Below are 21114 nucleotides of genomic sequence, written 5' to 3' on the forward strand. Positions count from 1 at the left end.
TCGCACCCGCACCCGCGCCGAACGCGCACCCGCACCCCCATCGCACGCGCACCCGCGCCGAACGCGCACCCGCACCCGCACCCGCACCGCACCCGTTCTCGACGAGGAGAGCACGTGTCACAGGACAACTTTGCCCAGACCCGGGACGAGGACGGGTACGACTACGACGTCCTCGTGGTGGGCTCCGGCTTCGGCGGTTCCGTCACGGCCCTGCGCCTGACGGAGAAGGGCTACCGGGTCGGCGTCCTCGAAGCCGGCCGCCGCTTCACCCGCGCCACCCTCCCCAAGAACTCCTGGGACCTGAAGAACTACCTCTGGGCCCCCAGGCTCGGTCTGTACGGCATCCAGCGCATCCATCTGCTGGGCAACGTCATGGTCCTGGCCGGCGCGGGCGTCGGCGGCGGCTCCCTCAACTACGCCAACACCCTCTACGTACCGCCGAAGGCGTTCTTCGAGGACCCGCAGTGGCGGGACATCACCGACTGGCAGGAGGAGCTGCGGCCGTACTACGACCAGGCGCGCCGCATGCTCGGGGTCCGGCTCAACCCGACGATGACCCCCTCCGACGTGCACCTGAAGGCGGCGGCGGAACGGATGGGCGTCGGGGACACCTTCCACATGGCGCCAGTCGGCGTGTTCTTCGGCGACGGACAGGACGCCGACGGGGCGGTGCGGGCACGGCCGGGAGAGGAGGTGCCGGACCCCTACTTCGGCGGCGCGGGACCGTCCCGCCGGGCCTGCGCCGAATGCGGCGAGTGCATGACCGGCTGCCGCCACGGCGCGAAGAACACCCTCAACGAGAACTACCTCTACCTCGCCGAGAAGGCCGGCGCGGCCGTCCACCCGCTGACGACGGCGGTGTCGGTCACGGACGACTCGCGGGGCGGCTTCGCCGTGGCCACCCTGCCCACCGACCAGCGGGCCAAGGGCGGGGGACGCACCTTCACGGCACGCCGTGTCGTCCTCGCCGCCGGCACCTACGGCACCCAGACCCTGCTGCACCGGATGAAGGCGAACGGCCAACTGCCGCACCTCTCGGACCGGCTGGGCGCACTGACCCGCACCAACTCCGAGGCGCTGGTCGGCGCCCAGACCGACGACCGCCGCTACCGCAGGAGGACCGGGCAGCCGAAGGTCGACTTCACGCGCGGGGTCGCCATCACCTCGTCCATCCACCCCGACGCGAACACCCACATCGAGCCCGTCCGCTACGGCAAGGGCTCCAACTCCATGGGCGGCCTGTCGATCCTCCAGGTGCCCTACGCGCAGGGCTCCTCGCGAGTGGCGGGCTGGCTCGCGAACGCCGCCCGCCACCCCCTGCTCGTCGTGCGCTCCCTCTCCAACCGCCGCTGGTCGGAGCGGACCATCATCGGCCTGGTCATGCAGTCGCTGGACAACTCCCTCACGACGTACCTGAAGCAGACGGGCGTGGGCAAGGGCCTGCTCACCGCGCGCCAGGGCCACGGCAGCCCCAACCCCAAGCAGATCAAGGCCGCGTCCGAGGCCGCCTCCGCGATCGCCGCCGACATCAACGGCTTCCCCGGCTCCAACGTCGGCGAGCTGATGGGCACCCCGCTCACCGCCCACTTCCTGGGCGGCTGCCCGATCGGCTCCTCCCGCGAGACCGGCGTCATCGACCCCTACCACCGCCTGTACGGTCACCCCGGCATCTCCGTCGTGGACGGCTCCGCCGTCTCGGCGAACCTGGGCGTGAACCCGTCCCTGACGATCACCGCCCAGGCCGAGCGGGCGATGTCGTACTGGCCGAACAAGGGTGAGGCGGACCCGCGCCCGGCGCAGGGCACGGCGTACGAGCGGCTGCAGCCGGTGGAGCCGAAGACGGCGGCGGTCCCGGCGGAGGCCTTCGCCGCGCTGCGGCTGCCGTTCCTGGGGATGCCGACGGTACCGCCGAAGAAGTAGGAGCAGGGGAGCGGGCCCGCGAAGGGGGCCTTGCGGAGCGGGGTGGGGGCGGGCCGGAGAAGCAGCCGGGCCGGACATGCGAAAGGGACCCGCGCCCCCCTCCGAGCGCGGGTCCCTCCCTGTCGACGGTCCGTCAGGACCGGTGTCGGCTCACGCCTGCACCTTCCGACGGCGCACCGCGAACACCGCCCCCGCACCGGCCACGATGGCGATGCCGCCGACCAGGCCGATCATCGGCAGGGCGGAGCTGGAGCCGGTCACGGCGAGGTTGCCGGTGACCTGCGGGGTGTCGCTGCTCGGCTCGCTGTCCGAGACGGGGGCCTTGCCGCCTTCCTGCGGCTCGGTGCCCTCGGTGTCGGTACCGGCGGCGACGATCTGGAACTTGTACGAGACGTCGCCGAAGCCGAGGCAGTTCCCGTCGTTGTCGCCGTAGATCGTCGCGCCCAGCGAGAAGCCGGCGCCGACCGGGGCGGACGCCTTCACGTTGAGGCGGAGGGGGATGTTCACCTCGTAGTCGGGCTTCAGCTCGTCGGTGTAGCCGACGTAACCGACCGCGTAGCCCTCCTCGTCGAGGTCCTCCCAGACCTTGTCCTCGGGGTTCCATGCCTGGAGCTGGACCTGCTTGCTCTGGAAGAGGTCCTCGCCGTACTCGTCGGACGAGGCCCCGGCCAGGAAATTCAGGTCCTGGAGGGTGGAGTCGGAGTTGTTGGCGACGTTCAGCGAGAACTTGTGCCAGCCGCTGCCCGCCGCGATCTTGCCCGCCAAACCGGTGATGCTGACGTCGACCTTGGTGTCGTCGCAGACCGACGGCTCGGGCTCCGGCGTCTCCGACTCCGAAGCGGACGCGCTGGGCGAGCTGGAGGTGCCGGTCGTCTCCGACTCCGAGGCGGACGCGCTGGGCGAGCTGGAGGTGCCGGTCGTCTCGGACTCGGAGGCGCTCGGTGAGCTGGAGGTGCCGGTCGTCTCGGACTCGGACGCCGAGGCACTCGGCGAGCTGGTGTCGGAGGCGGACGCGGAGGCGCTGGCGGAGGGGGACGCGGAGTCGGAGGCGAACGCGGCCGGGGCAGACAGGAGCGCCAGCGGCGCTATCGCGGCTGTAGCGGCGGCGACTGCCATGGCACGGCGAAGCTTCATGTTGTCCTCAAGGAGTCCAGTGGGAGGGCTCCGCGTGTGGGGCGCGGGTGTGGCCCTTGGTTCGAGAGGTTTGATCAGCGAAACCTGTGAAAGGTTGCAGCGCCTTCACAGAATTCTTATGTGGCCTGGATCACGACCGCTGGGCGCCTGGGGCGTGTCCCACCGGAACCGACTCGCCCGTTGTCAGGGACGGGTCTCAGGAGGTACGGACGCCGTCCGCGCCCTCGTCGCCGACTGCCGACTGCCGACTGCCGATTGCCCGGGGCCCTGGTCGACTTCACCGAGACCGGCCCGGCCGACAGCCTTCCCGCGGACGCCGCCCGCCTCGTGGGACGCGTGGTCATGGAGGCGCTGACGAACATCCGCAAGCACGCCCGCGAGGCGCTGAGGCACCTGCGCCGTCCCGGGGCCGCGCCCACCTCGAAGGTCGTCATGGTGACGACCTTCGACGACGACGAGTACGTCCACCAGGCCCTGCACCACGGTGCCTGCGGCTTCCTCCTCGAGGACGCGGGTCTTCGCCTGCTGGCCGAGGCCGTCCGCTCCGCCGCCTCCGGCGAGGCCCTCATCAGCCCCTCCATCACCGTCCGCCTGCTCGGTGCCCGTAACCGGGTCGAGACAGCGGCCTGGGCCTGGGAGTCGGGCCTCGCCCGCTGACCGGACCGCGAGTGGCGGTCCCGTGACCGGACCGCGAGTGGCGGTCCCGCGGACGGGACGGACCGGTGCGGCCGTCACGTGACCGCCCGGACGAGCCACGGACGAGAAGGGCCCCGCGGAACGGATCCGCGGGGCCCTTCCTTATCGTCAGCACCGGCGTCAGGGCAGCGCCGGTGCCTGGGAGCGGCGCCGGGGGGTCGCGCCGCTGGCCTGTCGAGTGCGGTGGTCCGCGCCGGGTCGCCGCTGGAGCGCGCGGGGAGGCGCGCGACCGGACTGGACCTCTGACGGTGGGTCGGGACAGAGCGGGCAGCGCGGTTCAATTCGTTGCAGTGGGGTGCAATGCGGTTGTCCGCGACGGGACTCGGGCCTTTTACGCATCGTGCTGGATGAACGCGGCGCCCGCAACCGTTTGACCCAGCCCTTGTGCATTTTTGCAATTCCCGCCGGCCGGCCCCGGGCGTCCCCGGGGCCGACCGTTCTCTTGGGTGACCGGGCTGCTGTCCCCTGCCGCCCGGTCACAACCCTGGAGCGAGGTCCCACGACGCACACACGATCCGTACGCCTCATCGCTCCAGCGAGCCACGCGTGGTTCTTCCGGGCCCGCACCTGGCTGGAACGGACACCGGGACCAACGAACCCGTCCGGGAACCGGTCACGCGCCGTACGGGTGAGACGGAGCCCGAACTCAGATGCGACCTCGGCACAGTTCGAGCAGCGTCATCGCGAGGGCCGTACCCGGCTTGCCGAGCGCGTCGCTGTAGTGGCCGAGGACCTCCATCTCGCGGGAGAGGTTCACCCGGCGGCCGCCCGAGGTGATGCGGGCCTTCTGGATGACGGCCGAGACGGCCATCCGTTCCTGGATCAGACCGATGATCCGGTCGTCGAGCGCGTCGATGCGCTCGCGGGCTCCGGTGATCACGTCGGCGGCTTCGGAGGTACGGGCGCCGGTCACGTCGAGGGCGGTCATGGGGGCTCCTGTGCGGTAGGTAGGGGTGCCCCGGAACGGCAGGACCCGGAGAACGACAGGCGCCCCGGGCCTTGTCGGCCCGGGGCGCCTGGGAAGTCGCTTGGCGGTTCGCTCAAGCAGCACGACCATGGCAGCCGGCGGGCCGGGTGCCATAGGTAAAGAGGAAGGTCGTCTGCGCGAGCATGCGGCCAGTATGCCACGGACTCCCCGGGCTGCGGGCTTCTCCGGGCTGCGGGCTTCCCCGGGCTCCGGGTGCTCCGGGCGGGCTCCAGGCTCCGGGGCTCCGGGGCTCCGGTGCCCCGGTGCCCCGGGGGCTGTGCCCTGGGCACCTGTGCCCCGGGCTTCCCCCTGCCCCCGGGCCCCGGTCCCCGGCGCTCGTCCGGTACCGCCCCGGCCGTCCGTCCCGTCTCCCGGAGGTGGGCGGGCGAGGGCTCCGGGCCGCGGGCCGCGGCGGGGGGCCGGGGACGGCTGCCCCGGCGGGCGGGACGTCACCCGTGCCCCTCTCGGTAGAATCGGCCGTACACAGTGACCCTGCCCCACCGCCGGAAGGCACCCCGTGTCATCAGCGACTCCCGCTGCCGCCGCCCCCGACACCGTCCTGGTCGTCGACTTCGGCGCGCAGTACGCCCAGCTCATCGCCCGTCGAGTCCGCGAGGCCCGGGTCTACAGCGAGATCGTGCCGAGCACCATGCCGGTCGCGGAGATGCTCGCCAAGAACCCGGCGGCGATCATCCTCTCGGGCGGCCCCTCGTCCGTGTACGAGGAGGGCGCCCCCCGCCTCGACCGCGAGATCTTCGAAGCCGGCGTTCCCGTCTTCGGTATGTGCTACGGCTTCCAGCTGATGGCGCAGACCCTCGGCGGCACCGTCGACAACACCGGCGCCCGTGAGTACGGCCGCACCGGCCTGCACGTCTCCCGTTCCTCCTCCACCCTCTTCGAGGGCACCCCGGCCGAGCAGGCCGTGTGGATGTCGCACGGCGACGCCTGCTCCGCCGCCCCCGAGGGCTTCTCCGTCACCGCGTCCACGGACGTCGTCCCGGTCGCCGCCTTCGAGAACGACGAGAAGAAGCTCTACGGCGTCCAGTACCACCCGGAGGTCATGCACTCCACGTACGGCCAGCAGGTACTGGAGCACTTCCTCTACCGCGGCGCGGGCCTGGAGCCGAACTGGACCACGGGCAACGTCATCGAGGAGCAGGTCACCGCCATCCGCGAGCTGGTCGGTGACCGGCGCGCGATCTGCGGCCTGTCCGGCGGAGTCGACTCCGCGGTGGCCGCCGCGCTGGTCCAGAAGGCCATCGGCTCCCAGCTGACCTGCGTGTACGTCGACCACGGCCTGATGCGCAAGGGTGAGACCGAGCAGGTCGAGAAGGACTTCGTGGCGGCGACCGGCGTGCAGCTGAAGGTCGTGGACGCGGAGGAGCGGTTCCTCGCGGCGCTCGCCGGGGTCTCCGACCCCGAGGAGAAGCGCAAGATCATCGGCCGGGAGTTCATCCGGGTCTTCGAGCAGGCGCAGGCGGAGATCATCGCGGACGAGGGCCCCGCGGTCGAGTTCCTCGTGCAGGGCACCCTCTACCCGGACGTCGTCGAGTCCGGCGGCGGCACCGGCACCGCGAACATCAAGTCCCACCACAACGTCGGCGGTCTGCCGGAGGACCTCGAGTTCAAGCTCATCGAGCCCCTCCGCAAGCTGTTCAAGGACGAGGTCCGCATGGTCGGCCAGGAGCTCGGCCTGCCGGACGAGATCGTCCACCGCCAGCCGTTCCCGGGCCCGGGCCTCGGCATCCGGATCGTCGGCGAGGTCACCAAGGAGCGCCTGGACCTGCTGCGCGAGGCCGACGCCATCGCCCGCGAGGAGCTGACGGCGGCCGGCCTGGACCGGGACATCTGGCAGTGCCCCGTGGTCCTGCTCGCCGACGTCCGCAGCGTCGGCGTCCAGGGCGACGGCCGCACCTACGGCCACCCGATCGTCCTTCGTCCGGTCTCCTCCGAGGACGCCATGACGGCCGACTGGTCGCGCCTGCCGTACGACGTCCTCGCGAAGATCTCGACGCGGATCACCAACGAGGTGCGGGACGTCAACCGGGTCGTGCTCGACGTGACCTCCAAGCCGCCGGGCACCATCGAGTGGGAGTAGGTCCCCGCCGGGGGACCTCGCAGGTCAGGTCCGTCTGAGGGTCCGCACCGGCTCTCCGGGCTTCCATACCTGGGCGACCAGATACGTGTCGTCCTCGACGTAGGTCCTGACGACCTCCGTCAGCTCGGTGCGGAAGAGGTGGAACGGCTCCGGCGGTTCCACCTCTTTCACGTATCCGGCCCTGGCCTCCCCGTCCTCGACCTCGACGGCCCGCCCGCCGATACGGACGTCGCCACCGCCCATGCCGGTGCCCTCCCCGGGGTTCGCCTGGAGGCAGAAACGGGGGTCGCGGCGCAGGTCGAGGACCTTGAGCGAGCCCGGCATCATGCCGAGCCACAGCTCACCGTCCAGGAAGCGCACCTCCAGTCCGCTGGTACGGGGGGAGCCGTCCCGGCGCACGGTCGCGAGAACGTGGTGGGTGAAGGCGCCGAAGCGGTCCTCGACGATGCGCGCGAGGCCGGGTTCGACTGCCACGAAGGCCGCCCAGTGCACCGCCGCCGTCGCGCGGCGAGCGGACGCGGGGCGGGCGCTGGTACTTCTGCCGCGAGTGCTCATACGGCGAGTGTGGCGCCGATACCCGACAGCCGCCGTCCGGTATTCTCGCCGGTCGCCGGTCGCCGGTCGCCGGTCGCCGGTCGCCGGTCGCCGGTCGCCGGTCGCCGGTCGCCGGTCGCCGGTCGCCGGTCGCCGGTCGCCGGTCCCCGGTCCCCGGTCCCCGGTCCCCGGTCCCCGGGCGCGTGACGTGGGACGGGGGAGCGATGTGCAGGTGGGGCCTTCCCATACCGGGCGGAGGTCACACCCCGTACGGGACCGGTCGCACGTACCGCTCCCGGCCGTGCCCGTTCCGTACCGGCATGCAGCCGGCGGCGGTGAGGTACCGTGCGAGCTTCGCTCGCCGGGACGCGTTCAGGCGCAGCGCGCCCAGCATGCCCAGCGGTGCCAGGACGGCCAGCGGAAGCAGGACGGCGTACTTGCCGGTCAGGACGGCCAGCAGCAGGAACAGCGCCGCCGAGCCCCAGCCGAGAGTCAGCAGCTGCGTGCGGTCGACGGCCGTCTCCAGGGCCTCGTAACGGATGAGGGCGGTGACGAGATCGACGTCCGCCTGTGCCTCGGGCAGGGGAGTGAGCGAGCCCGGCCGCATGCCGGGGGCGGGGCGGCCGGGGCCCGCACCGGGGAAGGCCGCCGCCGTGGCCGCTGCCCGCTCCCGGGCCCACGGGCCGGGGTCACGGACCAGCCTGACGTGCACGATCCGCTGCCTGCCGACCAGACGGACGCCCTCGTAGCGGAAACCGTGGCACTCGGCCACGTACGCCAGCGCGCCGAACGTCCGCCACTCCGCGAAGGGGTGGATGAGTTCGATGTCGTCGTGCGTCGCGAGGCGGCGCATGAGGGAGTCGAGGTGGCGGTCGGCGATGGTCAAGTCGTGCTCCATATGTGACGGGAATCATCATCTTTGCATAATGGCTCTGCCCTTTTTCCCTTACCGGCGGTACCTTCCGCCCCGTGAACCAACCCAGTGCTGGAGGACCGATGCCCGGGCCCACACCGCCCGCCCCGCTGCCCACCGACCGGCTGCGGTTCGCCATGCCGCCCGTGCACGAGTCGACCGGGGACGAGCGCCGGCACCGCAAGGAACGGCTGGCGGGCGCGGTGCGGATCTTCGGCCGGTCAGGCTTCGAGGACGGTGTCTCCGGGCACATCACGGCACGCGATCCCGAGTACAGCGACTGCTTCTGGGTCAATCCGTTCGGGATGCCGTTCAAGCACGTCACCGTCAGCGATCTCGTGCTGGTCAACGGGGACGGGCAGGTCATCGAGGGCCGCTTCCACGTCAACCAGGCCGCCTTCACCGTGCACTCCCAGGTCCACGCCGCGCGGCCCGACGTCGTCGCCGTCGCCCACTGCCACTCGGTGCACGGCCGCGCCCTCGCCGCCCTCGGCGAACTGCTGGACCCGATCACCCAGGAGAGCTGTGCCTTCTACGAGGACCACGGCCTGTACGACACGTATTCCGGCGTCACCGTCGACGCCGGGGAAGGCCGGCGCATCGCGGCCGCCCTCGGCACCCACAAGGCACTCGTGCTGCGCAACCACGGGCTGCTGACCGTCGGCGACTCGGTGGACGCGGCGGCCTGGTGGTTCCTGTCGATGGAGCGCTCCTGCCAGGTCCAGCTCACCGCCCGCGCCGCCGGACGCCCGGTGCTCATCGACCACCGGGCGGCGGTCGCGACGCGTGAGCAGCTCGGCGGCGACCTCGTGGCGTGGATCAACTACCAGCCGCTGTGGCAGGACGTCAGCCGCAGCGAACCGGACCTGCTGAGCTGAGCCGGAAAGCCGAGCGATCTCGCGGCCAGGTCAACACGGTGGACCCCGCATCACCCGCGCTGACCACACCTGCCGATCGCGGAGCGTGTGCCGTAGGGCACAATTCGCTGTCATCACAGGGGAGTTGTTCGCGGGACGGCGGCCCGGTTCTCGGAGGGCCGCCGGTCGTGAAGGCCGCGGGGAAGGCGGGCGTCGGACGTGGCGGTGCAGGAAGCGAGACAGGGACCGGAAACGGGCACGCACGAGGGCGGCTGCACCTGCGGGGACTGCCCGCACGGGGCCCGCGAGGGGCACCGGCGGGCGGTCGCCGCGTTCCTGCTCAAACGCGACGAGTTCGCCGCCGGGCAGGGTCTGCCGGCCGCCGTCGCCCACTCGGTGTCGGCGTCCCGCCAGTGGGTCTCGGAGGAACTGACCCAGTCCGCCGAACTGGTCGCCGAACGCGGCCGCGCCGAGGGCGAGGCCTGGCTCGCGCGCCTCTGGGTGCGCACGGCTGGCACGGTGTGGGCCCTGGTGGTGCTCCTGCTGCTCGTGCAGTCCCTCACCGCGATCGGCGCGGGCTGGAGCACGGCCCGCACCGCCGGCCTGCTCGCCGCGCTCGTCGCCGCCGGCGCGCTGACCGCCGCCTCCTGGTTCCACCGGTCCCGCGGCGGCGCCCTGGCTCCCGTCATCGGCGAGGACAACCGGCTGTCCACCTCCCGCGCGGTCGCCGCCGCCTGGGTCCTGTTCGTCGCGTACGCCGTACTGGTCCTGGTGGGCCGGCTGGCCGCCGCCTCCGGCCCCGCCGAACGCGACGCGCTGATCTCCGGGCTCGACCTCGCCCGCGGCGCCGGTGCGGTGACCGTCCTCGCCGTGGTCTGCGCGATCGCCGTGCTGGTGCGCAGGGTCGTCGGGCTCCGGGTCCTGGCCCAGCGGCTCCAGAAGGTCCGCGCGCACCGGCCCCGGGCCGCCGACCTGCTGACCGACGACGCGGGCCGCGGCACCTTCGCCGACATCCAGTACGTCGTGATCAGTGCCGTCGCCCTGGCCTTCGCCGCCGTACGCCTCGCCCGCCGCCCCGACCAACTGCCCGACCTGCCCTGGGGGCTGGCCGTGGTGGTGCTGGTCTCGGCCGCGACCTACCTCGCCGGCAAGTACGCGGAGGGCGGCCGCCCGGTCATCCTCTCCGTCGTCCGCTCCCGCGAGGCCGGCGACCTGGACGCCCCGATCCGCACCGGCGACGACATCGAGATCCGCGGCGCCGGTTTCGTCCCGCCCGGCGCACAGGCCGCCGACCGCCTCTCCCGCATGGTCGTCCGCATCGGCACGGTCCACGTCCACGTGCCCCTCGTTCCCGTCACGGGCGGCTTCCGCAACCCCACCGACGCGGTCCTGACCGTCCCCGTACCGGCGGAGGTGGAACCCGGCCGGGTGGAGGTGCAGGTGGTGACGGCGGCGGGCGTCGAGACCAACCGCTACGCGATCGACGTGACGGACTAGGCGGAGCAGCACGAGCAGAAGGAGGAGGCGGAGCAGAAGGAGTAGAGGGAGCAGATCCGACAGGTGGTCAGCGGGCGGCACGTCGGGGGACTTCCCCGGGCGGGTCCGGTCGACCATTGAGCACACCTCCCATTTCGTACGTATGGTCTGTTGAGGGGTTCCACCACGTCGGGCGAGAGGCGACCACGGGCGATGACTCACAGCATGAGAACGGACACCCACTCCTCCTACCTCAACAGCGACGGCGACCGGCGGGACACCGCCACCCGGTACGCCCTCCTTCCACTCCGCGTCTTCCTCGGCATCACCTTCATCTACGCGGGCCTCGACAAACTCACCGACGGCGCCTTCCTCAAGGACAGCGGTGCCGGTTCGATCGGCGACACGATGCGCGCCGTCCGTGACTCCTCGGCCATCCCCGCCCTCGTCGACCTCGCCCTCAAGAACCCCACCGGCTTCGGTTACGCCATGGCCTTCGGTGAACTCGCCGTCGGTATCGGCACCCTCCTGGGCCTCCTGGCCCGCCTCGCGGCACTCGGCGGCGCCCTGATCTCCCTCAGCCTGTGGCTGACGGTGAGCTGGGCCTCGGACCCCTACTACTACGGCAACGACCTCGCCTACCTCATGGCCTGGCTCCCCCTCGTCCTTGCCGGCGCACCCTTCCTCTCCCTCGACGCGGCATGGCGGAAGAGCAAGCGACAGCGGACGGGCGGCTTCTAGGCAGGTCCGCCGACAGAGGCTGCCGACAGAGGCTGAGGGCGTGGGCCGGGGGTGCGTGGGCCGGGGTGCGTGGGCCGGGGGTGCGGGGGCGTCAGGGCGCCGTGCGCTGTGAGACGGCTCGTCCTGGTGGCCCTCGGCCTCGGCGGGGTCGCGCCCCGCCGGACCGGGGCCGATGGCCGGTCAGGCGGCCGTGCCTCTGCCCGCCCCGGCGGCAGTCCCCCGACGCGGGCCCCGCCGTCTGCGTATGGCCTGGGCCAGCACGCCTGTCGCTCCCGCCAGGCAGAGGCCGCCCACCACCATCGGGATCACGGCGAACCACGGTGTCTCCCAGAGACCGCCCGCGTCGCCCACGTAGGTGACGCCCACCAGGGTGAAGGCTGCCCCGGCCACCAGCCGGCCCGGACGGAACTCATGACGCAGCACGGGTCACCTCCGCCTGTCCCGCCCCGACCCGCAGGCCGAGGTCGATCGTCCCGGCGCCCTTGCCGCCCGACACCGGCGACAGGGTCACCTCCTTGTGCTTGCCCGGCTGCACGTCCACGTCCTCCTGGCCCTCGCCCGGCAACTGGATGTCGCCCAGGCCCACATCGATGGTCACGTTCACCGTCACGTCCGGAGGCACGATCACCCGCAGCCGTCCGAGCCCGACCTCGGCGTCGGTGCTGACGGTCTGCCCCTCGGCCGGCTCCAGCCGGGACAGGTCCAGCGTGGCGTCGCCGGTGCCGAGGTCATAGCCGTCGCGGACGTCCGCGACGGCCGCGGGCCGCCAGGTCGTGTCCGCCCAGCGCGTGCTGATGTCCTTGGGCAGGAGGGCCGACCCGGTCAACAGGCCCGCGGTGAGGACCGCCACGAATACCGACCCCGCGCCTGTGCGCCCCAGGAACGAGCTGACCGCGATGCCCAGGCCCAGGACGGCGAGCGCGGTGGCCAGTCCGGCCTGGAGGCTGGTGCCCAGCGGGTGCTCGTCCCAGGCGACGCGGGTGGCCAGCCCGCCCGCGAGGACCGCGAGCAGGAACAGCCAGCCGCCGATCCAGCGGGGGCCGCGCGGTCTTGGGGACCGGCCGGGCGGTGTGCGGATGTCGGCGCGGGCGCTCGTGTGGCCCGTGAGCCGTACGTCGATGATCGAGGTGATGTCCGGACTGCGGGCGTCCCGGGGCCCCCACAGATAGCCCGTGCCGCCGTCGTGGGTGCCGTCCTTGACGATGGGGTCGCGCCACCAGGAGGGGTAGGCGGCCGGGACAGGCGGTGCCTGGGCCTCGGGTGGGGCGTCGGCGACGGCCTGGGCGGCGAGCGGGTCGGCGTCGGGGGCGTCCCGGTGCCTCGACCAGTACCCGGCGCCGGCCAGGAGCAGGGAGAGGACGACGGCGAAGGTCAGCACCCCGCCGTTGCTCAGCATCGTCAGGAACACCCCGCAGCCGACCAGTGCGAACAGCAGGGCCACGAGGGCCTGTCCGTCGACGCGGCCGGTGAGCAGCTTGCGCACCTCGTTCTCGTCGTCGGTGTACGGGACGAAGAGCCAGGCGAAACCGTAGAAGATGAGGCCGATGCCACCGGTCGCGGAGAGCACGGCGAGAGTGATCCGGAAGATCACCGGGTCCATGTCGCACTGCCGCCCGAGGCCCGCGCAGACGCCGGCGAGCACCTTGTGCTCACGATCGCGGCGGAAGCGGTGCGGGGGGTCGGCGGTGCCGGTGCCGGTGCCGGCGCTGGAGTCGGTGTCGGTGTCGGCCGTCGCTGTCTCCTCGTTCACATCTGCCTTTCCCGCCTCGCCCGCCCCTTCGGGCGCACCCTCTTCTCCGCGTGCGCCCGTCCGCTCGTGCGCGCGCGGTTCCTCACCTGCGGCGCCCAGGGCGCCGGTGGACGGGGTGGCCGCGTCGGGCGCGGTGTCCCCGTCGGGCACGGCGTCCGCGGCGTGCTGGTGATCTGTCATGGGTCCATGGTGGCGGGCGAGGCGCCCCGGCGGCAGTCGGTATGACCCTGGTCGGACCCTGATATCGGCCCTGATCCGGCGGCCGGGAGGCGTTCGACCTGGGAGCGCGTCGGAGATCAGGGGCGTCTCGGGGGCGAACCCTGATGTCCGCGACCGGCGGGCCGTGTGACCATCAGTGGCATGCCGGAAGCCGCAGCAGCGCCACTCGTCGAACCGCGGCCGCCGCGCAAGCTCTACCGCAGCAGTGACGGACGCTGGCTGGGTGGCGTGGCGCGGGGGCTCGCCGGACATCTCGGGCTGCCCGTCATCTGGGTACGGCTCGTCTTCGCCGGTCTGTTCCTGGCGAACGGCCTCGGCGCCCTGCTCTACGCGGCCTTCTGGTTCTTCGTGCCGCTCGGTGTCGGCGGAGTCGGAGACCAGAAGCCTCCGTCCCTCGTCGCCACCGAGACCGCGCCGGACGGCCGGCGCCGACTCGTCGCCCGTAAACCGGACAGGGGCCAGATCGTCGCCCTGCTCCTCATGGTCGCCGTCGCCATGGTCTTCGTGGGCAGCGTCGACCTCGGCAGCGGCGCCAAGGCATACCTGCTGCCCGCGGTTCTCGTCGGTGCGGGTGTCGCTCTCGTATGGCGCCAGGCGGACAACGCCCGCCGGGCCCGCTGGGTCGAGGTCGGCCGCAGACGCCGTACGCTCACGCTGCTGCGCGCGGGCGCCGGAGTCCTGCTGGTCACCGCCGGTGTCTCCGGCACGTTCGTCCTCCAGGGTTCAGCCGCCCACCTGGACTCGGTCCTGCAAGCCGCCCTCGCCGTCCTCGTCGGCATCACGCTGCTCGCCGGACCGTATCTCGTCCGCATGACGCAGGACCTGTCCGAGGAGCGCCTGATGCGCATCCGCGCGCAGGAGCGGGCGGAGGTCGCCGCCCATGTCCACGACTCGGTGCTGCACACGCTCACCCTGATCCAGCGCAACGCCGAGAACGCGGGCGAGGTACGCCGCCTCGCCCGCGCCCAGGAGCGCGACCTGCGCACCTGGCTGTACAAGCCCGAGGGCACCGGCAAGGACGAGGCCGACGAACCGGCCACCCTCGCCGACGCGGTGCGGCGCAACGCCGCGGAGGTCGAGGACAAGCACGGCGTCCCCATCGAGGTCGTGGTCGTCGGCGACTGCCCGCTCGACGAGCGGACCGCCGCGCAGATGCAGGCCGCGCGCGAGGCCATGGTGAACGCCGCCAAGTACGGTGGCGAGGGCGGCGCCGTGCAGGTCTACGCCGAAGTCGAGGGAAGGACGGTCTTCGTGTCGGTCCGGGACCGCGGTCCCGGTTTCGACCTCGACTCGATACCCGCCGACCGCATGGGTGTCAGAGAATCGATCATCGGCCGTATGGAGCGCAACGGCGGGACCGCGCGCCTGCGCGCGGTGCCGGGCGGTGGCACGGAGGTCGAGCTGGAGATGGAGAGGGCGGAGAAGACGTCATGAGTGACCCGACCGAGGCGAACGGAACGGCCGGAGCGGCCGAGGCGGCCGAACCGGCGAAGGCAGCCGGTGACGGTAAGGGCGGGCGCCATGCGCGTGTGGTGCTCGTCGACGACCACCGCATGTTCCGTACCGGCGTCCAGGCCGAGATCGGCCGCACGGAGGAGACCGGTGTCGAGGTCGTGGGTGAGGCCGCGGACGTCGACCAGGCGGTCACGGTCATCAACGCGACCCGGCCGGAGGTCGTCCTGCTCGACGTGCACCTGCCGGGCGGGGGCGGGGTCGAGGTGCTGCGCCGCTGTGCCGCGCTGATGGCCGACTCCGAGCGGCCCGTGCGTTTCCTCGCCCTGTCCGTGTCGGACGCGGCGGAGGACGTGATCGGGGTGATCCGTGGCGGTGCCCGGGGCTACGTCACCAAGACGATCACCGGCGCCGACCTGATCGACTCCGTCTTCCGTGTGCAGGAGGGCGACGCGGTCTTCTCGCCCCGCCTCGCCGGGTTCGTCCTCGACGCCTTCGCCTCGACCGACGCTCCGCCGGTCGACGAGGACCTCGACCGGCTCACCCAGCGCGAGCGCGAGGTGCTGCGGCTCATCGCCCGTGGTTACGCCTACAAGGAGATCGCCAAGCAGCTCTTCATCTCCGTGAAGACGGTCGAGTCCCATGTCTCGGCGGTGCTGCGGAAGCTCCAGCTGTCCAACCGGCACGAGCTGACGCGGTGGGCGACGGCACGGCGACTGGTGTGAAGCCGGGCGGGGCATCCGGTCGGGACCGGGTGCGGGGGCGCTGAACACCGCCAGGCAGGCGGTCAGCGGAGTTCGGCGGCGGAAATCCGGTGGGTCACCGTTGTTCCGTACTCGGGCGGGTCACCGGCGTCCTACTCGGGCGGGTCACTGGCGTCGTGCTCGGGCGGGTCACGGGTGTCCTACTCGGGCGGGTCACTGGCGTCGTACTCGGGCGGGTCACCGGTGTCCTACTCGGGCGGGTCACCGGTGTCCCGTCGGCGTCGGTCCCAGGACCCGCAGGGCCCACCGGTAGTGCCGTACCGCCTTCACCACGCCGATCAGGCCGGTCAGCCACAGGATCGTGCCGGTGCCCATGCCGAGGGCGATGTCGGCGTAGGCCGACGGTCCCGGTCGGGCGCCGACGGCGGCGACGAAGGACGCCCACAGGCCGATCGCGGCGACCGTCAGGGAGGACAGCAGCCAGAAGAGACTGAGACCCGGGGAGCGCAGGCGGGCGTCGGACAAGGGGTGGCTGTCCAGCGCGAGCCACGCCTCGAGGAGTTGCCGTGTCCGGTGGTCACGGCGGATGGCGAGGACGACGGCGGTGACGGACGGGGTGAGGGCGGCGACGCCGATGAGCGCGAAGACCGGGCCGAGGAGTGAGCCGGTCGGGTCCTTCTCCTCGAACTGCTGCACCGGCAGGACCAGCAGTGACCATCCGATGATCGCCGCGAGCGCCAGCAGCCACAGCAGCAGCACGCGGTGCACGCCGAGGCTGCACCGGTGCAGCACGTCCAGGGCCCGCTCCCGGTCGGCCAGCAGCGCCGACCGGTCCGGCCAGACGCCGAGGTGGGAAGGGGGAGGGGGTGGGGGCAGCGTGGCGGGGGACATCGGGGGCTCTTTCGGCCGAGGGGAGCGGAGCGCGGCGACGGCGGACAGGAACGGACCCTCACGGCGCGCGCTGAACCTACCGCGTCAACGGGCCCGGGAAATGGTCCGGTTGGCCCGACAGTGTGCCCCACGCACCGTCACACCACGCGAGTGGCCCCCGCGTACGGCATCTCGTCGAGGGGCGCCACGCGGACCGGGGCGGAAGGGTTCGGCGCGTGGATCATCCGGCCGTCGCCGACGTAGATGCCCACGTGGGTGATGCCGGAGTAGAAGAACACCAGGTCTCCCGGGAGGAGTTCGGAACGGGATACGTGGCGGCCGGCGTCGATCTGGGCGTAGGTCGTGCGGGGCAGGGAGACGCCCGCGGAGCGGTACGCGGCCAGGACGAGGCCCGAGCAGTCGAAAGCGTTCGGGCCGGTCGCGCCCCACACGTACGGACTGCCGAGCTTGGCGTAGGCGTAGGAGACGGCGGCTGCCGCACGGGAGGTGGGGGCGGCGGTGGTCGCGGAGCCGGGGGCCTGGAGGGTGTCGCGGGCGCCGGCCGCGGTCCGCGAGGCGCGGGTACCGTCCGCGCCGGGCGCGCCGTCCGTGTCCGTCCGCATCCGGGCGCGTTCCGCCGCCGTCAGCCGGGACAGCAGACGGCGTGCCGCGTCCAGCTTGCCGGTGATCGTTTCCTTGTGCCGTCTCAGTTCCGTCCGGCGCGTCTTGAGGGAGGTGAGTTCCACGCGGGCGGCGCCGCGCAGCTGTTCGATCTCCCGCAGTTGCTTGCGGACGCCGGTGACGGCCGCGGACTGACGGTCACCGGCGCGTTCGACGAAGGCGGCGCCGTCGAGGTACCGGTCGGGGTCGTCGGAGAGCGCCAACTGCACCGCCGGGTCCAGTCCGCCGCTGCGGTACTGCGCCGCCGCCACCGTGCCCAGCGCCTCAAGCGCCGTGTTGAGCCGCGCTTCCTTCCGGGCGGCCTCGTCCTGAAGGGCCTTCAGCCGCCCCTCGGCCGCCGTCGCCTTCTCCTGCGTGCCGTTGTACTGCTCGGTGGCGGCCTCCGCCTCCTGGTACAGCTTGTCCACCTTGGCCTTGACCTCCGCCGGTGTGGGGTCCGGCTCGGCGTGCCCGGTTCCGTCGAAGGCCGTCGCGCCCGCCGCTCCGGCGAGGGCGAGCGTGGCCGCCGTGCGGATCGTATGGCCGCCGAGTGAGCGCTGACGGGGCTTGCGGTGCGCTGCCACGTGGGACTGCACGTCCTTTCGTACGACCGCCTCGTCGGTACGGCCGTCAGGCCGGCCCGGGCGTGGGACCCGGGCCCGCCGGGGGAGCGGACGGACGTACGGCCGCGGGGGGCGGCTGACGCGCCCGGCGGCGGCCCGCACGGGGGAGCGGGGCGCCGCAGGACTCTCGGCGGTGGTGCGCGGCTGCCGCCCCTGGGCGGGGCGGCGGTGGGGAGCCGGTCACCTGGGGCAGGACGCTAGGCCTGTCGGTGTCGGTCAGGTAACGCGATGTGCGGAAGTGACCCGAGCGGACAGCCGGGTGACCGGACGTGCTCGGTGGTCCGGTCCGAAGGAATCGTCTTCGTGCGGCGCGCTGACCGATGCGGTGCAATCGGGTCACATCCGGGCGACGGGCTGCTATGGGACGCATATATGCAAGTGCCGTCACCGGGATGGGCGGGGTGGTGTCGTGCGGTGTCCGGGCGGCTGGTTAGCATCCGGCTCCATGGACCTACTCATCCATTTTTTCGTCGGCCTCCACATCATCGGCATCGCCGCGCTGCTCGGCGGCTTCCTCACCCAGATGAAGGCGATGGGCCGGGGCACGGCCCGTTTCGTCCCCGCGATGCTGCACGGCGCGGCGACGATGCTGGTCACGGGCGTGGTGCTGGTCGGGCTCAACCAGGCCGACGACCAGCAGGTCAACAACATCAAGATCGGCGTGAAGCTGGCCCTGCTGATCGTGATCCTCGGTCTCGTCTATGTGAAGCGGGACGACGAGAAGGTGGAGAAGCCCCTGTTCGCACTGGTCGGCCTGCTGACCGTCGCCAACATCTTCATCGCGGTCCTGTGGACCTGACGGAGGCACGGGCGACCACGAGCGCCCCCGCGGCGACGGCCGGCCAGGCCGCCACCGCGATCCACAGCAGTACCTGACCGGGGCCCTCCAGCCACGGGGCGTCGACGGCGTCGGCGACGGACAGGGCGGCGGCCGCCGTCATGCCCATCGGGAACACCGTCGACCAGCGGCGCGCGCATGTCGTAGCGGGGACGCGGCCACCGCAGCTCGGCGACGAGCAGCACGGCGTACCAGAGCAGAGCCAGAACCAGCAGCGCGACGGTCACCGTGCGCAGGACGCCGGCGTCGTCCACGTTCCACAGGTACAGGCCGCCGCCCTCGGCCGGCAGGAGTTTCGCGCCCGCCAGCGCGGAGATGGCGAGCGCGCCGCCCGCCACCCACTGGTCCCCGGCCCCCTCGGCCACCTGCCGCAGGCCGAACCGGGCCAGCGCCACGACGTGGAGGGCCGAACCGAGCCAGAACAGGACGAGCGCGGCGCGGGCGAGCCAGGCCTCCGCCTCGGCCCGCGCGAGCGTCGCTGCCAGCACGGCCAGTTCCTGTGTGGCCACACAACACAGGAACACCGCCCAGGGCATGCGCCGCTCCCCGTGCCTCATGACCTCCACCAGCAGTACCGGCCACAGCACCGCCGCCAGCACCAGCAGCGCCTCGGCGAGCGGCTGCCGGCCGAGCGAGGAGATCCGGGCGCCGAGCACGGCGGTCGCCGCGACGGCCGTGAGACCCGCCGGCGTCCCCGCCTCGGCCCGCCACCGCTCGCGCTCCCACAGCAGCCGTACGGCGAAGTCCACCGCCAGAGCCGCCCAGCCGACGCCCGCCAGCGCCAGGGCGGTCAGGGACAGCACTTCGTGTCCTGTCAGGTGCAGGCCGATCGACAGGATGCCGGTCGCTGTCACAGCGGCCCCGGCCGCCGGCGGACGCTGCGCCCACCAGGCGCGGAGGGGGGGGGAAGAGCGGGGCATGCGGCTGATGCCAAGGAGCACCGGGCGGCGCGTACGGGGGCACGCGCGCAGGAGCGGGAAATGACGCGCGGGCGCAGGACAAAGGGCGGCCCTCCCCCACCCGCGATGGTGGAGGGCAGGTCCCCAGTAGCCCGTCAGGAACTCGGACAGCCCGCAGACCGACCGCCCCACGCCGACCGATGGTCCGGCGCCAGCAGGTCAGGCCGGTCAGGCCGGTCAGACATCTCAGGTCAGGCCGGTCAGGCCGGTCGCACCACGCTGTGGATCGACGACTCGCCGTCGTAGTACACCGACTCCTCCCGCACGTACGCGCCCGGCTTCGGGGCGTGGATCATCATGCCGTTGCCGATGTAGATGCCGACGTGGCTGACGTCGTCGTAGAAGAAGATCAGGTCGCCCGGCAGGGCGTCGGCGAGGGAGACGGTGGTGCCCGCGTCGACCTGGTCGTAGGTGGTTCGCGGAAGGGTGACGCCGGCGGCCTTCCAGGCGGCCTGGGTGAGGCCGGAGCAGTCGTAGGACTCGGGGCCCGTGGCGCCCCACACGTACGGCTTGCCGATCTGGGCGCGGGCGAAGGCCAGGGCCTTCTCGGCCTTGGTGGTGTACGAGGCGTCCGTGGACGCGGAGGAGGACGACGAGGACGTGTCCGTGCCCGACGAGCCGCTCGTGTCCGAGGAACCGCCGCTCTCCTGCTGTGCGGCGGCCGCCTCGGCCGCCTGCTGCTCGGCCAGTTCCGCCGCCTTGCGGGCGGCCTCCTGCTGCTTCTTCCGCTCGATCGCGGCGAGCCGCTCCTTCTCCTCCGCCGTCAGCTGCGACAGCAGGGAGCGCGCGGTGCCGAGCTTCTTCTGGACGGTGGCCTTGGCGGTCCTGAGGTCGGTCTGCGAGTCGGTGAGCGTCTCGAGGCTCTGCGTGGCCTCCTGACGCTTCTTCATGGTCTCCGACTGCTCGGTGAAGTAGTCGTCGACCGCGTCCTTCTGGCGTTCGGTCAGCCGGCCCATGAGCTGGGTCTGGTCGAAGTAGTCCTGCGGGGAGTCCGCGAGGAGGAAGGTCGCCGTGTCGGGCGCGGAGGCGCCGGTGCGGTACTGGGCGGCGGCGAAGGAACCGAGCTGCTCCCGTGCTTCGTTGAGCTTCTGGGTGCGCTGGGCCACGTCGTCGAGGAGGGCGTCGACGCGCTTGCGCTGCTTGGTCGTCTTCTCCTTGGCGGCGTTGTACTTCTCGGTGGCCGACTCCGCCTGGCGGTAGAGGTCGTCGACCTTCTTCTCGACCTCCTCCAGGCTCGGCTTGCCGTCGGTGGAGGGGGCGGCGTTGGCCGTCTGGGAGAGCAGGGCCACCGAGGTGAGAGCGGCGGTGGCGAGGGCGGGTGTGCGTATGCCTGCTACGCGCGTACCCGTAAGGCGCGGCTTGCGGTGCTGCGACGCCAAGGGAGGCGACTCCTTCCATGTTCCGCCTACCGGGTTAGCGGTGGGGGTACCCCCAGGCCGTTCAGGCACTGGGGGAGGGTTCGGGCGGACGGTCGGAAGGGTTGCCCTACGGCCTCGTCCCCGCGGGGAGTCGGGCCGATTCACCCCGGGATCTCGGTGGGTCCCCGGCTCCGGCTGCCGCGACGGGGCGCGCCGGACTCGGCGGAGGCCGTGCGGCCCGGCGAGGTTCGCCGGTGGGGGTCGTACGGCCTGCCCGGCACGGTAGCCAACTCGTGTGGTGCCTGTGAAGGTTGCTGGGTGATATGCCCGATACATTTTCGTGAC

At 72.4% G+C, this 21114-nt stretch carries 18 protein-coding genes and 1 pseudogene; 9 read left to right on the plus strand and 10 right to left on the minus strand.

What is annotated here, in order from left to right; all coding sequences use genetic code 11:
- Positions 1-114 precede the first annotated feature (114 nt).
- A complete protein-coding gene (locus ACFV9M_RS17435; protein WP_385072353.1) occupies positions 115-1920 on the plus strand; it encodes a GMC oxidoreductase in 1806 nt (601 codons plus the stop codon).
- 150 nt (positions 1921-2070) lie between these two features.
- On the opposite strand, the gene ACFV9M_RS17440 is transcribed toward ACFV9M_RS17435, so the two are convergent.
- Positions 2071-3054 carry a hypothetical protein gene (locus ACFV9M_RS17440; RefSeq protein ID WP_385072356.1) on the minus strand — a complete coding sequence of 328 codons (984 nt, stop codon included), beginning with the start codon at positions 3052-3054 and terminating at the stop codon, positions 2071-2073.
- Positions 3055-3309: 255 nt separating this feature from the next.
- Between ACFV9M_RS17440 and ACFV9M_RS17445 the strand changes: the two genes are divergently transcribed.
- Complete coding sequence (locus ACFV9M_RS17445; RefSeq protein WP_385072359.1) at positions 3310-3711, plus strand: hypothetical protein; 402 nt, start codon at positions 3310-3312, stop codon at positions 3709-3711.
- 685 nt (positions 3712-4396) lie between these two features.
- Here ACFV9M_RS17445 and ACFV9M_RS17450 read toward each other — a convergent pair.
- On the minus strand, positions 4397-4678 hold the full coding sequence (locus tag ACFV9M_RS17450; protein WP_385072361.1) for a chorismate mutase: 282 nt from the start codon (positions 4676-4678) through the stop codon (positions 4397-4399).
- 556 nt (positions 4679-5234) lie between these two features.
- Between ACFV9M_RS17450 and guaA the strand changes: the two genes are divergently transcribed.
- Positions 5235-6815 carry a glutamine-hydrolyzing GMP synthase gene (gene guaA / locus ACFV9M_RS17455; protein ID WP_385072364.1) on the plus strand — a complete coding sequence of 527 codons (1581 nt, stop codon included), beginning with the start codon at positions 5235-5237 and terminating at the stop codon, positions 6813-6815.
- A gap of 24 nt (positions 6816-6839) precedes the next feature.
- On the opposite strand, the gene ACFV9M_RS17460 is transcribed toward guaA, so the two are convergent.
- Positions 6840-7307: a pyridoxamine 5'-phosphate oxidase family protein gene (locus ACFV9M_RS17460; protein WP_385072442.1), complete on the minus strand. Its 468-nt coding sequence runs from the start codon at positions 7305-7307 to the stop codon at positions 6840-6842.
- Positions 7308-7608: 301 nt separating this feature from the next.
- Positions 7609-8235 (minus strand): hypothetical protein, encoded by a 627-nt coding sequence (locus ACFV9M_RS17465; protein ID WP_385072367.1) that lies wholly within the window; start codon positions 8233-8235, stop codon positions 7609-7611.
- Positions 8236-8345: 110 nt separating this feature from the next.
- Here ACFV9M_RS17465 and ACFV9M_RS17470 point away from each other — a divergent pair, with 110 nt between their 5' ends.
- The 3 genes from ACFV9M_RS17470 (at position 8346) to ACFV9M_RS17480 (ending at position 11336) form a co-directional block, all read left to right on the plus strand.
- Entirely contained in the window at positions 8346-9140 is a 795-nt protein-coding gene (locus ACFV9M_RS17470; RefSeq protein WP_385072370.1) for a class II aldolase/adducin family protein, read from the plus strand.
- Positions 9141-9338: 198 nt separating this feature from the next.
- Entirely contained in the window at positions 9339-10616 is a 1278-nt protein-coding gene (locus ACFV9M_RS17475) for a hypothetical protein (protein WP_385072373.1), read from the plus strand.
- A 192-nt stretch (positions 10617-10808) separates the two neighbouring features.
- Positions 10809-11336, plus strand: coding sequence for a DoxX family membrane protein (locus ACFV9M_RS17480; RefSeq protein ID WP_385072376.1), 528 nt, complete (start codon positions 10809-10811; stop codon positions 11334-11336).
- Positions 11337-11516: 180 nt separating this feature from the next.
- Here ACFV9M_RS17480 and ACFV9M_RS17485 read toward each other — a convergent pair whose 3' ends face one another.
- Both ACFV9M_RS17485 and ACFV9M_RS17490 read right to left on the minus strand, forming a co-directional pair.
- The gene (locus ACFV9M_RS17485; protein ID WP_385072379.1) at positions 11517-11759 is read right to left on the minus strand and encodes a hypothetical protein; all 243 of its coding nucleotides are present in this window, start codon (positions 11757-11759) and stop codon (positions 11517-11519) included.
- Entirely contained in the window at positions 11746-13266 is a 1521-nt protein-coding gene (locus ACFV9M_RS17490; RefSeq protein ID WP_385072382.1) for a PspC domain-containing protein, read from the minus strand. The genes ACFV9M_RS17485 and ACFV9M_RS17490 overlap by 14 nt, the downstream gene beginning before the upstream one ends.
- A 180-nt stretch (positions 13267-13446) precedes the next feature.
- Between ACFV9M_RS17490 and ACFV9M_RS17495 the strand changes: the two genes are divergently transcribed.
- Positions 13447-14739 carry a PspC domain-containing protein gene (locus ACFV9M_RS17495; RefSeq protein WP_385072385.1) on the plus strand — a complete coding sequence of 431 codons (1293 nt, stop codon included), beginning with the start codon at positions 13447-13449 and terminating at the stop codon, positions 14737-14739.
- On the plus strand, positions 14736-15482 hold the full coding sequence (locus ACFV9M_RS17500; protein WP_385072388.1) for a LuxR C-terminal-related transcriptional regulator: 747 nt from the start codon (positions 14736-14738) through the stop codon (positions 15480-15482). The genes ACFV9M_RS17495 and ACFV9M_RS17500 overlap by 4 nt, the downstream gene beginning before the upstream one ends.
- A gap of 240 nt (positions 15483-15722) precedes the next feature.
- Here ACFV9M_RS17500 and ACFV9M_RS17505 read toward each other — a convergent pair whose 3' ends face one another.
- Both ACFV9M_RS17505 and ACFV9M_RS17510 read right to left on the minus strand, forming a co-directional pair.
- The gene (locus tag ACFV9M_RS17505; protein WP_385072391.1) at positions 15723-16352 is read right to left on the minus strand and encodes a hypothetical protein; all 630 of its coding nucleotides are present in this window, start codon (positions 16350-16352) and stop codon (positions 15723-15725) included.
- A 137-nt stretch (positions 16353-16489) separates the two neighbouring features.
- Positions 16490-17575: an NlpC/P60 family protein gene (locus ACFV9M_RS17510; RefSeq protein ID WP_385072394.1), complete on the minus strand. Its 1086-nt coding sequence runs from the start codon at positions 17573-17575 to the stop codon at positions 16490-16492.
- A gap of 484 nt (positions 17576-18059) precedes the next feature.
- Between ACFV9M_RS17510 and ACFV9M_RS17515 the strand changes: the two genes are divergently transcribed.
- Positions 18060-18413, plus strand: a complete 354-nt coding sequence (locus ACFV9M_RS17515; protein WP_385072396.1) for a hypothetical protein — start codon at positions 18060-18062, stop codon at positions 18411-18413.
- Here ACFV9M_RS17515 and ACFV9M_RS17520 read toward each other — a convergent pair.
- Positions 18391-19372, minus strand: a pseudogene (locus ACFV9M_RS17520) (tellurite resistance/C4-dicarboxylate transporter family protein). The gene ACFV9M_RS17515 and the pseudogene ACFV9M_RS17520 sit on opposite strands and share 23 nt — an antisense overlap.
- A gap of 239 nt (positions 19373-19611) precedes the next feature.
- Positions 19612-20790, minus strand: a complete 1179-nt coding sequence (locus tag ACFV9M_RS17525; protein ID WP_385072399.1) for an NlpC/P60 family protein — start codon at positions 20788-20790, stop codon at positions 19612-19614.
- Positions 20791-21114 lie beyond the last annotated feature (324 nt).

This window comes from Streptomyces sp. NPDC059895 (assembly GCF_042731035.1).
Taxonomy (GTDB): domain Bacteria; phylum Actinomycetota; class Actinomycetes; order Streptomycetales; family Streptomycetaceae; genus Streptomyces.